Below are 12,850 nucleotides of genomic sequence, written 5' to 3'. Positions count from 1 at the left end.
TTGCGCCCGGCATGGGCGGAGCGGCCGTGGATGGTGATCGAATAATTGCCCGTACCGCCGCGCGCATGCGCCAGCGTGCCGTCGGGCAGCGCCGACGGCTCATAGGTCAGCGCGGCATATTTTCCGCGCGCCAGTTCCTCGATCAGCCCGCGGCTGGCGAGGCTGCCGGTTTCCTCGTCCGAATTGATCATCACGTCGTAGCCGACGCGCTCCGCCCCCTCGATCGTCTCGAAGGTCGTGAGCGCGTGGAGGATGACGTTGAGCCCGCCCTTCATGTCGGCGGTGCCGGGGCCGTTGATCGTCTCGTCGTCGAGCCAGCTTACCTCCTGGAACGGATGATCGGCGGGGAAGACGGTGTCCATGTGGCCGGTCAGAACGAACCGCCGTTCGGCTTCGGGCCGCACGCGCAGCACCATATGCCTGCCATGCGGCTTCTCGAACTCGCGACCCTCGCCCGAAATCGCGGTGACCGTGGCCGGATCGACCAGCTGCACCTCGCCGGGGAGCGCGCTGAAGGCATCGGCGAGCATGCCCGCCATGGTATCGAGCCCGGCGATGTTCGCGGTGCCTGTGTTGATCGCGGCCCATTCCTGCACCTCGCGCAGCATCGCGTCGGTGTCGATCGCATCGAGCAGGGCTTGGGAGGCGCTATCCGGTTTCATGTGCAACGTCCTTAAGCCTGCGCGGCCCCAAGTCCACCCCGCGCCTTGCATTGATCAACCGCTGGCGGCATAGACCGTGCCACTCCTCCCCGGGTTACACATCGCTACGGCTGCACAATCCGAGGAGTTCCATGACCGATTACGTAACGCGCGCCGGGATCGAGACCGATCCCCAGCTTGCCCGATTCCTCGAGACCGAAGTGCTCGGCCCGCTGGGCCGCGATGTCGATGCGTTCTGGCAGGGGTTCGCGGATCTGCTCGGCCGTTTCGCACCGCGCAATTCCGCCCTGCTGGAAAAGCGCGAGGAACTGCAGGCCCGGATCGACGCCTGGCACGAGGCGCGCGAGGGCGCGCCGCTGGATCAGGACGATTATCAGGCCTTTCTGCGCGAGATCGGCTATCTCGTGCCCGAGCCCGAAGGCTTCACCATCGGCACCGAGAATGTCGATCCCGAGATCGCGACCATGGCCGGCCCGCAGCTGGTGGTGCCGATTCTCAATGCACGTTTCCTGCTCAACGCCGCGAACGCGCGCTGGGGCAGCCTTTACGACGCGCTCTACGGCACCGATGCGCTCGACGCGCCGCCGGCGATCCCGGGAGGTTATGACGAATTGCGCGGGGCGGCGGTGGTGGCCGAGGCCAAGCGCTTCATGGACGAAGCGGTCCCGCTCGCCGATGGCCGCAAATGGGCCGATCTGGGGGACGTCAAGGAGAGCGGCATCCCGCTCGCCGATCCGGCGCAATGCCTCGGGTGGAACGGGGGCTCGTGCTTCTTCCGGCACAACGGGCTGCATATCGAGGCGGTGTTCGATGCCGAGCATCCGGTCGGCAGCACCGATCCGGCGAACATCGCCGACATCGTGCTCGAAGCCGCACTGACGACCATCGCCGATTGCGAGGATTCGGTGGCGGCGGTCGATGCCGAGGACAAGCTGCTCGCCTACCGCAACTGGCTCGGCGTGATCCGCGGCGATCTGGAGGAGAGCTTCGACAAGGGCGGGCGGACTCTCACCCGCACACTCGCGGGCGACAAGACCTACAAGGACGACGCGGGCAATTCGCATGCATTGCCCGGTCGCAGCCTGATGTTCGTCCGCAATGTCGGGCATCTGATGACCAATCCGGCGATGCGCTGGGACGGCGGGGAAATCCCCGAGGGCATTCTCGATGCCGTCGTCACCTCCGCCATCGGCGCACAGGATGTCGCCGGGCTGGGGAAATACGGCAATTCGCGCTGCGGCAGTATCTATATCGTGAAGCCCAAGATGCACGGGCCGGAGGAATGCGGCTTCACCAACGATCTGTTCGATGCGGTGGAGGATCTGCTCGGCCTGCCGCGCCACACGATCAAGGTCGGCGTGATGGACGAGGAACGCCGCACCAGCGCGAACCTCGCGGCCTGCATCCATGCGGTGAAGGACCGGATCGTGTTCATCAACACCGGCTTCCTCGACCGCACGGGCGACGAGATCCACACATCGATGCGGGCCGGCCCGATGATGCGCAAGGGCGAAATGAAGAACTCGCCCTGGCTCAAGGCCTATGAGGCACGCAATGTCGGGATCGGATTGCGCCACGGCCTTTCGGGCCGGGCGCAGATCGGCAAGGGGATGTGGGCCGCGCCCGACCTGATGGGGCAGATGATGCTGGAGAAGATCGGTCATCTGCGCGCCGGGGCCAACACCGCCTGGGTGCCGAGCCCCACCGCGGCGACGCTCCACGCGATCCACTACCACCGCGCGGACGTGTTCGAGATCCAGAAGGGGCTGGGCGAAGTGCCCGGGCTCGACGACCTTCTCACCATCCCGCTCGCCGAGGGCACAAACTGGTCCGAGGACGAGATCCGCGAGGAACTCGACAACAACTGCCAGGGCCTGCTCGGCTATGTCGTGCGCTGGATCGACCAGGGGGTCGGCTGTTCGAAGGTGCCCGACATCAACGACGTCGGCCTCATGGAAGACCGCGCGACGCTGCGTATTTCGAGCCAGCACATCGCCAACTGGCTGTTCCACGGTGTGATCACCGAGCATCAGGTGATGGACAGCCTGCATCGCATGGCCGCCAAGGTCGACCAGCAGAACGCGGGCGACCCCTTCTACGAGCCGCTGCTCGAGAACGAGGATGGCGCTGCCTTCAGTGCGGCGAAGGACCTCATTTTCAAGGGCGTCGAACAGCCGAGCGGCTACACCGAGCCGCTGCTCCATGCCTGGCGGAGGCGCAAGAAAGCGGGGGGCTGAGCGCCTCCCGCCCGCTTGCTTATTCGGGCATGCCCGAAAGGCCGCTGGCCTCGCGAAGTTCCTGCCCGTCGAGGCGATAGCCGTCGAGGAAGACGGTCTCGACCCGGCGCAACCGGGTGATGTCCTGCGACACGTCGCCATCGACCAGGACGAGGTTGGCGACCTTGCCTTCGGTGATCGAACCGAAGTCCTCGTCCATGCCCGTCAGCCGCGCCGGGATGATGGTGGCGGTCTGCAAGGCTTCGGCATTGGTCAGGCCGGCCTCTTGGTAGAGTTCGAGTTCGCGCACGAGTTCGAGGCCCCAGCCATCGGTGCCCGCCACGATCGGGGCGCCCGCCTCGTGCAGCTTTCCGACCAGCCCGACCATCTTGTCGAAGCTCCGGCGGAAATCGTCGCGGGTCAGCCCGTCGAACAGCGGATAGCCCGAAATCTTCCACCCGCGCACTACGCCCGGAGGCGCGACCTTGGCGAAGGGGGCATATTCGGGGGCCAGCTCCGTACCGTCCGACGTCATCAGCGGCTCCCACACGGTCAGCGTCGGGTCGATGTAGGTCCCGCGCTCGCCGAGCTCGTTGTAGAAGGCGGTCATCTCGGGCGAATCGAGGTCGACGTCCTTGCCGTATTTGGCCGGCCCTTCGAGCCGCGCGGCGGTGTTCGACTTGTCGATCACCTCTTTCGGCATGGCCTGCATCATGATGAAGTTGATGTGGGTGATCTCGTCGTAACCGGCTCGCACCGCCTCGAGCGGACGCATCCCGGCCGGGATATGGCCGTGGACATGGAGGCCCAGCTTGTGCGCTTCGGCGGCGGCGGGGGCGATCCATTCCGGAGTCATCGAGGTATAGAACTTCACCCCCCACAGGCCCGCGTCCTTGATCGTGTGGACGGCGGCCTTGGCCTCCTCCAGCGAGGATACGGTGATCGAGCCCTGCGCCGCGAGCGGATCCTTGCGGTCGATGATCACCGAAGTCTCGCCTTCGGGTGCCAGCAGGTCGCCCGCCGCGCGCCGGGTCACGAGGCTGATGGTCTCGTCGATTTCCGAGCCGGGGCTGCGATAGTTGGTCATGCCGGTCGCGACGTTCTGCAACAGGTTCCAGTCGTCGCCGCCGGTATGGCGGTGCGCGTCCCACAGGCCCGGCACCAGCGTCTTGCCGGTGCCGTCGATCACCGTGGCACCGCTCGGCGCCTCGACCGTTCCGGAGGCGCCGACCGCGGCGATCCTGCCGTCGGCGATCAGCACCGACTGGCCCGAAAGATAGGTCCCGGCGAGCGAATCGAAGGTCATCACGTTTTCGACAAGTGTCGGCGTGGCGTTTGCGGGCTTCAGGAAGCTGTGCGCGACATCCTTGACCATCGCCGCGGTGGCCGCGTCGGAGATTTCCTTGAGCTTGGGGGCATTGGCCTCGTACCCTGCGGGAAGCAGCGACATACCGCCGGCAAAGCCGAAAAACCTGTCGTCCTCGGTGACCCAGAACGGGCTCGGCGCGAAACCGAAACCCTTCACGAAGGCGAGCTTGACCGTCTCCGGGCCATCGGGCCCGGTAATCTCGGCTTCCTCGCCGATGGTCACGCTGGCATGGCCCGAAGGCAGCATGTCGATGCCCTCTTCGCCCGCCGCGATCAGCGCGTTGAAGTCTGCTTCACCCGCGAGCCACGGCCCGCCATAGGTCGAATAACGCTTGTCACCGAGCGGTGCCGAGCCCTCGTCGACCGCGGTCTTCCAGTGCGCGGTCCCGTCGGCGTCGACGTAATAGGTCTCGCTCGCATCGCCCGAATCGGTGAAGCCGCGGATCTCGATTCTTGCCGGCGTGCCATCGGCACCGTCGACGATCGTCTGGTCGGTTTCGGTGATCCAGCCGCGCAGGTTCATCGACATGCGATAGGCCGCGGCGCCTTCGGGGGTTTGCCACGCCCAGATGTCGCCGTGATGGCCCGACTGCGAGAAGATCACATAGTGCCGCGCATCGTCGGGAGCGACCAGCAGGTCTTCCTTCTTGACCGGTTCGGCCATGGCCGCAGTTGCCATCGCGGTCCCAGCCGAGACGCACAGCAGGGTGGCGGTAAAGAACTTGCGCATGGTCGATCCCCCTCGAAGATTGGCGGGTGGGAGATTGGCACCACGAGGGGCGGCGGGCAATCGGATTCGCCTTGCCCCCGTTTCTCAGCGGCCCTGTGTCAGCAACCGGGCGATATGGACGAATTCGTCCACCGTCACCGTCTCCGCGCGGCGCTGCGGATTGATCCCGATCGCTTCCAGCGCCGCGACCGCGCCGGGGACGCCCTTGAGGCTCTGGCGGAGCATTTTCCGGCGCTGGCCGAACGCGGCCTCGGTCAGCCGCTCGAGGATCCGCGCCGAGACACCCTCGGGCATTTCGCCGGGCTCGACATGGACGATGGCGCTCATCACCTTGGGCGGCGGGGTGAAGGCGCTGCGATGGACCTTCATCGCCAGCTTCGCCGCGCTGCGCCACTGCGCGAGCACCGCGAGGCGGCCGTATGCCGAGCCGCCCGGCTGCGCGACGATCCGCTGGGCGACTTCCTGCTGGAACATCAACGTCAGGCTGGTCCATTGCGGCGGCCATGCCTCTCCGCCGAGCCAGCGCACGAAGAGCGCGGTGCCGACATTGTAGGGCAGGTTGGACAGCACGGCGAAGGGCTCGCCGCCCATCAATTCCGAATGGTCGAGCTTGAGCGCATCGCCCTCGATCACGCGCAACCGACCGGGGAAGGCCTCGCCCAGTTCGGCGAGCGCAGGGAGGCATCGCCGGTCCATCTCGATCGCGGTGACGCGCGCCCCGGCGCGCAGCAGCGCGCGCGTCAGCCCGCCGGGACCGGGGCCGACTTCGAGCACCGGCTTGCCCGCCAGATCGCCCGGAATCGCGGCGATGCGGTCGAGCAGCTGCTCGTCGAACAGGAAGTTCTGCCCCAGCGCCTTCGAGGCGCTGAGGCCGTGCCGCGCGATGACCTCGCGCAGGGGAGGGAGATCAGCCATGCGCGGCCCGCCGCGCGGCGATCTCGCCCGCCATCCGCAGCGCCGCGATCATCGCTCCCGGGTCGGCAATCCTTTGGCCGGCAATGTCGAAGGCGGTGCCGTGATCGGGGCTTGTGCGCACGATCGGCAGGCCAAGCGTGACGTTGACGCCCTCATCGAAATCGAGCGCCTTCAGCGGCACCAGCGCCTGGTCGTGATACATCGCCAGCGCCGCGTCGTAGGTCTGCCGCGCGCGCGGGGTGAACAGGGCGTCCGCCGGGTGAGGGCCCGTGGCGACAATCCCTTCGATGCGCAGGAGTTCGATCGCGGGTTCGATGATGTCGCGCTCTTCCGAGCCGAACTTGCCGCCTTCGCCGGCATGGGGATTGAGCCCGCAGACGGCGATGCGCGGCTCGGCAATGCCGAAATCGCTCAGCAGCGCTTCCGCGACTATGCGCGCCTTGCCCGCGATCATGTCGGTATCCAGCAGTCCGGGCACGTCGGCCAGCGCGCAATGGACGGTCACGGGGACGGCGCGCAGGCTCGGCCCGGCGAGCATCATCACCGCTGCGTCTGCTGGCACGCCGCAGGCCATGGCGAGGAATTCGGTCTGGCCGGGAAATTCGAAGCCCACTTTCGCCAGCTGCGCCTTGGCCACGGGCGCAGTCACCACGCCCGAAGCCCGGCCCAAAAGCGCCATCCTGGTCGCTTCGGCAAGCGATCCGAGCGCGAGCGCTGCGCCTTCATCTTCGGGTTCGCCCGGACGATAGGCGCAGTCCTCCGATCCGAGAACGGGCAGACCCCGGTCGAAGCCTTCGCCCGCCTTGCCCGCATCGTTGATCCGGACAATCGGACAGTCGATGCCGCGAAAGTCCGCCGCCGCGTGGAGCACGCCCGCGCCGCCGACCACGAAAAAGGGCGCGAGCCCCGCTTCGCGGCGCCGCGCCCAGCTTTCGACGATGATTTCGGGCCCGATCCCCGCCGGATCGCCCAGCGAAACGGCGAGGGGCGGGCGCATTGTCGTCAGTTGTACTCGATGAAGGCGTCGTTGCGGAGGTCGCGCAGGTAACGCTGCGCCCGCTTTTCGATGCGCTCGTCCTCGAGCTGGCCCATGATCTGGTCGAAATTCGGCCCCGTGGCGACCTTGGGGTCGTCGCGGCCGCACAGCATCAGCACGCGCACGCCTTCCTCGAAAGAACCGAAGGGCGGGGTCGACTGTCCGATCTGGAGCTGGAGGATGATGTTCTGCAGCGCCTCGGGCAGCGAACGCGCGCGGATCTGGTCGTTGGTGACCACATTCGCGCCGAGCCGGGCAGCGGCAGCCTCCGCGTCGCCGCAGCCGCGCATCGACTCGACCCCTTCGGTGAAGGCGGCCACGCGCTGCTGCGCGGCTTCCTGCGACATTCCCGGTTCGAAATTGATCTGGATCTGCTTGAGGCTCAGCAGCGCATCGCGCGGATCGGCCATCAGCACCTGACGCTTGTCGATCAGGTAGAGGATCGAGAAACCACCGGCGATGCGTACCGGGCCGACCAGCTGACCGGGGCTCATCTCGCGCGCGACAGCTTCGAGCTGTGCGTTCTTGAGTTGCGGCAGCTGGATCCAGCCCAGGTCGCCACCGACCGCTGCGGTCGAAGCCTGGGAGAACTGGCGGGCATAGGCGACGAAGCTGCCGCCCTGGCGCAACTGTTCGACGATCTTGCTGGCGTTGGCCTCGACCGCGGCCTCGGTTTCCGGGGTCGCCGACAGGAAGATTTCACCCAGCCGGTATTCCTCGGTTCCGCGAGCCGCCTCGAGCCGTTCGATCATCTCGTTGACCTCTTCGGCCGAGACGTTGACGAACGGTGCGATGTTACGACGCAGCAGGCTGTTCCACGCGAGTTCGCCGGTAATCTGGCGCTTGAGCGCCTCGGGAGAGGACCCGACCGAACGCAGGTACTCGTCCATTTTGCTGGGGTCCTGGCCGAAGTTCTGCGCCGCGACGCGGGCATAGGTCTGTTCGACCTCCTCGCGCGAAATGTCGAGCTCCTGCGCGACTGCAGCCTGAATCTGCAGCGTCTCGTCGATCAGATTGCGCAGCACCTGCATGCGCACGCGGACCATTTCCTCCTCGCTCACCGGACGCTTGTTGGCCGCCAGCAGCAGCGCGACGCGCTGGTTGATGTCGGTTTCGGTGATCACGAAACCGTTCACCACCGCCGTGGCGACACGGCGGTTCGGATCGGATTCCTTGAGCATGCTGAGATCGCTCGGCAGGCCGAGCAGGTCGCCCTGGTCGATGGCTTGCTGGGCCTGCCCGGCCACGGGTGCGGCGGCAAGGCCGGCTGCGGCGGCTATCGAAAGCAGTCGGGAAATCGTCTGTGCAGTCACGTGTCGAACCTGTGTTGCGGCATCGCATCAATGCCCGGAAATGCCACAGCCCTTGTGGCCTCGCGGCTTAACCGAAGCTGATATCGGGCGCCGGATAGCGTGTTTGGGCCGAGGTGCCAATAAGCGCGGCCTAGCGGAAACCCAGATTTCTCAAGCTGAAATAGACCTGGAAGGTGTCGCCACGCTCCGCGTCGCCCGCGGTGATGTAGTCGCGCCGCCAGGTCACGCCGAGTTCGAGGCAGTCGTCCTGATAGGCGACGCCCAGGCGCGTGCGGATCGGATCGAAGCCGTCCGACATCAGCGTGGGGTCCTCCTTACGGTCGGTCAGATTGAACACGCCCGAGCCGAATATCGACCAGTAATTGGCGAAGGCCACACGCACCGCCCCGCGCAGTTCCTCGCGATCCTGCAAATCCTCGACCTGGGTGATGTCGCGATTGAGACGGACATAGCCGAGTTCGGCATAGGTCTTGTTGGACCCGACCGTGGCATCGATCTCGTTGCGGCGGATCGCCAGATTGTCCTTGTCGAGCCGGAAGCGGTGGGTCAGGCGCAGGAAGTTCTTGTACCGGACCTCGGTCCGCCCGACGAAGTCGGAGAAGCGCTCCGACAGGCCGGTGCCGACCGGGAAGATGTCGCGGTCGCTGTCGAGACGGTAGGACTGGCCGACATTGGTCTTGATCTCCCAGGCGGGCAGGCGCAGCGACCAGTCGAAGCCGTAGGTGACCCGTGCGCCGTCCTCGACCCGGTCGTAGCCGGGGAAGCGATTGAGCGCGAAGAGGTTCGAATCCTCGAGGTCGATCGCCCGCGCGTCTTCGTTGGGGATCGCGAGATTCCTGATCGGCGGCGTGGCGACGAACTGGACTCGCGGGGTCCAGACCACCGTGCCCCCCAGCGCGTTGCCGACGAAGGGCCATTGCACGTCGAGCGCGCCGAGCGCCACGCCGCGGAATTCCCAGCCCGGATTGCCGCGATAGCTGGCGGTGGCGGTGAGGAGGTTCTCGTCCGAATGGTAGACGTCGCCGCGCAGCATGCCGGTCAGGGTCACCACCTGGCCGAGCCCTGTCACACGGCTCAGGTCCCACTGCGCCCGGGCAAAGGCGCGTTGCGTGTCCTGCCCATCCTTGCGCGTGATCGACAGCGTATTGCCCTGCAGCTCGATCTGCCCGCCGAGGACGGGCGTGTCGGGGCGCCAGCGCGCGTCGAACACAGGAAGGGCGAGCGGTACTTCGCCTTGCGGCTGGTTTAACCGGAGCGTCTGCGTCGCCCAGCCGGCGAGCGAGAAATAGGTGTTCTTGCCGATGCGCTCGAGTTCGAGCGTCGAGCGCAGCCGGTCGTCGCGACTGATGTCGTAACGCCGCAGGAAGGTGCGGTCGGTCGCGCGACGGATCGATCCCGTCAGGCTCCAGTCGGGCGAGAGCTGGAACCGGCCGTTGGCGAAGACATAGCCGCGAAATTCCTCCGCGCTGTCGGAAATGCCGGTGAGCGTCGAGATGCGCTGCGAATGCGTCGCATAGCCGGTGATCTGATAGGCGCCGCTCTCGGTCAGATGACGCCACTGCGCGGCCACCATCGGCGCTGCACCGGTATAGACATGCGTGGTCAGCGTCAGGTCGCGGTTGTCGGCGAAGCGGACGTAGTAACTGCCCGAGACCTCGACCCCGTTGCTCTCCGAGAAACGCAGGTCGGGCACGAGGAAACCCGAGACGGCGCCGCCATCGGTGCGCACCGTCAGCCCCGGCAGCGGCAGGATGCGCGCGCCGAACAGCTCGAGAAAGGCGCCGGTGAACTTGATCCGCTGGAGTTCGGGACTGTAGACCACGCGCTCGGCGGTGATGCGCCAGCTCGGCTCGCGCGGACAGCCGTCCGGATCGACGACCTCGCAACCGCTGTAGGCGGCATTTTCCAGCGCGACGGTTCCGTCGTTCTCGCGCACGCCGCGCGTCGCCGCCAGCCGTCCGCCCTGGCGCAGCGCCAGCAGGAGGTTGTCCATCGCACCGGCCTCGAACTTGTCGGTCAGTTCGACGCGTTCGGAAAACAGCTGGTTGCCGTTCTCGTCGACGAAGCGGACCCGTCCCTCGGCCAGGATCTCGCCGGTCCCCTCGTTCCAGCTGACCGAGTCGGCGCGCAGCGAGCGGTCGCCGCTGCGCAGCACCACATTGCCCTTGGCGGTGACGATGTCGCTTTCGGACCGGTATTCGAGGATATCGGCCTCGAAGGCGATCTCGCGATTGCCCTCGGCATCGAGCCCGTCGTCTCCGGTCGGCGGGGGCGGCGCATCGAGCCCGGCGTTGGGTTCGGGAATGCCCAGCAGTTCGTCGACCCCCTCGGCGGTGTCGACCGTCACAGGTTCTGCGTCGGGCTGCGGATCGCCCGGTTGTCCGCTGGGATCGACCACCGTTCCGACGTCATCTGCCGCCGTCTGCGCGGCCAGCGGCGCGGCGGCGAACAATGCGAGTGCGGACGCGGTCAGGGTAAGGGCGTGAAGGACCTCCCGACTGGCGGGTGGAGCACGATCGGCTGGCGGGAGCATGGCTTGCCTATCGCACCGGCCACGCCTAATCGCAATCGCCATCCTCGCAGGAAGCGTGCGCGCCGCGCCTTCCCATCCAGAAATCGATTCCGGAGTATCCATGCACATTCAGTTCAGCCAGTCCCGCCCGCAGGATGCGCGCCTTGTTGCGCAAGTCACCGACAAGGGCAAGGTTCCCGCTGGCCTCGAAAAACCGCTGGTCGAGGGGATGGAGGCGGCGCGCTTCAAGGGCGCTGCAGGGCAGGTCTTCGAAGGCTTCGCCGAACGTGACGGGCAGGTGCTCCGCCTCGCCCTCGCCGGCCTCGGCGACAAGAGCGACGAAGCCCGTCTCGCCAATTGCGAAAAGGCCGGCACCGCGCTCGCAGCCAAGTATCAGGCGAGCGGCGAAACCGATCTGGTTCTCGACCTTGCCGGCAGCGATGTGTCGGCCGAAGAAGCTGCCTATGTCCTGCTCGGCCTGCGCCTGCGCAACTGGCGCTACGACCGCTACCACACCAAGATGAAGGAAGAGCAGAAGGTGACGCTCGCCACGGTCACCGTGCTCGGCGCGCCCGAGGGTGCCGAGGCTGCCTGGGCGGACAAGGCACATGTCGCCACCGGCGTCGAGTTCACCCGCGAGCTGGTCACCGAGCCGGCCAATATCCTCTATCCCGAAAGCTTCGTCGCGCGCTGCCAGGAACGCTTCGCCGGCACCGGGGCCGAGCTGATCGTGCTCGACGAGGCGCAGATGGAGAAGCTCGGCATGGGCTCGCTGCTCGGCGTCGGGCTCGGTTCGGACAGGGAATCGCGCATCCTCGCGATCCGCTGGAACGGCGGCACGCCGGGCGAGGCGCCGACCGCCCTGGTGGGCAAGGGCGTGACCTTTGACACCGGCGGTATCTCGATCAAGCCCGGGCCGGGCATGGAAGACATGAAATGGGACATGGGCGGCGCGGGCGCCGTCGCCGGCGCGATGCTGACGCTCGCCTCGCGCAAGGCCAAGGTCAATGTCGTGGGCGTGGTCGGCCTCGTCGAGAACATGCCCGACGGCAAGGCACAGCGCCCCGGCGACGTGGTCACCTCGATGAGCGGCCAGACCATCGAAGTGCTCAACACCGATGCGGAAGGGCGGCTCGTGCTGGCCGATGCGCTGCACTGGACGCAGGTCGAATTCAAACCCGCGCGGATCGTCGATTTCGCGACGCTGACCGGCGCGATGATCGTTGCGCTGGGCAATGAATATGCCGGCGTCTTCTCGAATGACGACCAGCTTTCGCAGGACCTTCACGAGGCGGGCGAGGCCACCGGTGACCGCAACTGGCGCATGCCGATCGGCCCGGCCTACGACAAGCTGATCGATTCGCCGATCGCCGATATGAAGAACATCGGCGGCAAGGGCGCGGGCTCGATCACCGCGGCGCAGTTCCTCCAGCGCTTCATCGCCGACGGCACGCCCTGGGCGCATGTCGACATCGCCGGCATGGTCTGGGCGGACAAGCCGGGCCGTACCTGGGGCAAGGGCGCGACCGGATACGGCGTGCGCCTGGTCGACCGTTTCGTGCGCGATACCCTGGAGAAATAAGGGGCGCCGGGTGACCTCGTCCTCTGGCAGCACCGTATCGGGACCGGAATGATGACCACCCGCGTCGACTTCTACCAGCTCAGCCGCGACCCCGTCGACGTCACCGTCGCCAAACTCGCGCGCAAGGTCCTGCAGGCCGGCGAGCGGCTGCTGGTGGTGAGCGGCGACGCCGGCCAGCGCGACCATCTGGCGAAGATCCTGTGGGAGCAGGGCGGGGCGGCCTTCCTCGCCAACGGGATGGCGGGCGGCCCGCACGAGGCGCGCCAGCCGATCCTGCTGTCGGAGACCTGCGCTGCCCCCAACGAGGCGCGCATGGCCTTGATCGCCGACGGCGCCTGGCGCGAGGAGGCCCTTGGCTTCGATCGCGTCCTCCTGCTGTTCGATGCGGCGCAGCGCGACGGCGCGGCCGATCTCTGGCGCCGCTTCGCCAAGGACGACGGGGTCGACAACCGGATCCACAAGCAGGACGAAGGCGGTGCCTGGCGCGAGGGCGTCTGAGGGAACCACCGGGCGGTT

General features: G+C 67.0%; 9 protein-coding genes. 3 read left to right on the top strand and 6 right to left on the bottom strand.

From position 1 onward, the window contains the following. Positions 1 to 662: M20/M25/M40 family metallo-hydrolase (locus ACN4E0_RS14470; RefSeq protein WP_419568979.1), on the bottom strand; the 662-nt coding region annotated here is incomplete at its 3' end. 131 nt (positions 663 to 793) lie between these two features. Between ACN4E0_RS14470 and ACN4E0_RS14465 the strand changes: the two genes are divergently transcribed. Continuing rightward, complete coding sequence (locus tag ACN4E0_RS14465) at positions 794 to 2,899, top strand: malate synthase G (RefSeq protein ID WP_419568978.1); 2,106 nt, start codon at positions 794 to 796, stop codon at positions 2,897 to 2,899. 19 nt (positions 2,900 to 2,918) lie between these two features. On the opposite strand, the gene ACN4E0_RS14460 is transcribed toward ACN4E0_RS14465, so the two are convergent. The 5 genes from ACN4E0_RS14460 to ACN4E0_RS14440 form a co-directional block, all read right to left on the bottom strand. After that, positions 2,919 to 4,976 (bottom strand): amidohydrolase family protein, encoded by a 2,058-nt coding sequence (locus ACN4E0_RS14460; protein WP_419568976.1) that lies wholly within the window; start codon positions 4,974 to 4,976, stop codon positions 2,919 to 2,921. 84 nt (positions 4,977 to 5,060) lie between these two features. Beyond that, positions 5,061 to 5,891 carry a 16S rRNA (adenine(1518)-N(6)/adenine(1519)-N(6))-dimethyltransferase RsmA gene (gene rsmA, locus ACN4E0_RS14455; protein ID WP_419568975.1) on the bottom strand — a complete coding sequence of 277 codons (831 nt, stop codon included), beginning with the start codon at positions 5,889 to 5,891 and terminating at the stop codon, positions 5,061 to 5,063. Then, positions 5,884 to 6,888, bottom strand: a complete 1,005-nt coding sequence (pdxA, locus tag ACN4E0_RS14450; protein ID WP_419568973.1) for a 4-hydroxythreonine-4-phosphate dehydrogenase PdxA — start codon at positions 6,886 to 6,888, stop codon at positions 5,884 to 5,886. The genes rsmA and pdxA overlap by 8 nt, the downstream gene beginning before the upstream one ends. 5 nt (positions 6,889 to 6,893) lie before the next feature. Next, positions 6,894 to 8,240, bottom strand: coding sequence for a peptidylprolyl isomerase (locus ACN4E0_RS14445; RefSeq protein WP_419568971.1), 1,347 nt, complete (start codon positions 8,238 to 8,240; stop codon positions 6,894 to 6,896). Positions 8,241 to 8,370: 130 nt separating this feature from the next. Beyond that, positions 8,371 to 10,773: an LPS-assembly protein LptD gene (locus ACN4E0_RS14440; RefSeq protein ID WP_419568969.1), complete on the bottom strand. Its 2,403-nt coding sequence runs from the start codon at positions 10,771 to 10,773 to the stop codon at positions 8,371 to 8,373. A 100-nt stretch (positions 10,774 to 10,873) separates the two neighbouring features. Here ACN4E0_RS14440 and ACN4E0_RS14435 point away from each other — a divergent pair, with 100 nt between their 5' ends. Then, positions 10,874 to 12,334 (top strand): leucyl aminopeptidase, encoded by a 1,461-nt coding sequence (locus tag ACN4E0_RS14435; protein ID WP_419568967.1) that lies wholly within the window; start codon positions 10,874 to 10,876, stop codon positions 12,332 to 12,334. Between the two features lie 51 nt (positions 12,335 to 12,385). Continuing rightward, positions 12,386 to 12,832, top strand: coding sequence for a DNA polymerase III subunit chi (locus ACN4E0_RS14430; protein ID WP_419568965.1), 447 nt, complete (start codon positions 12,386 to 12,388; stop codon positions 12,830 to 12,832). Positions 12,833 to 12,850: the final 18 nt, after the last annotated feature.

The sequence above is a fragment of the Qipengyuania sp. genome, from assembly GCF_048550555.1.
GTDB lineage: Bacteria > Pseudomonadota > Alphaproteobacteria > Sphingomonadales > Sphingomonadaceae > Qipengyuania.
Note: the sequence above shows the minus strand (reverse complement) of the source record. Positions and strands in the feature narration are given on the sequence as shown.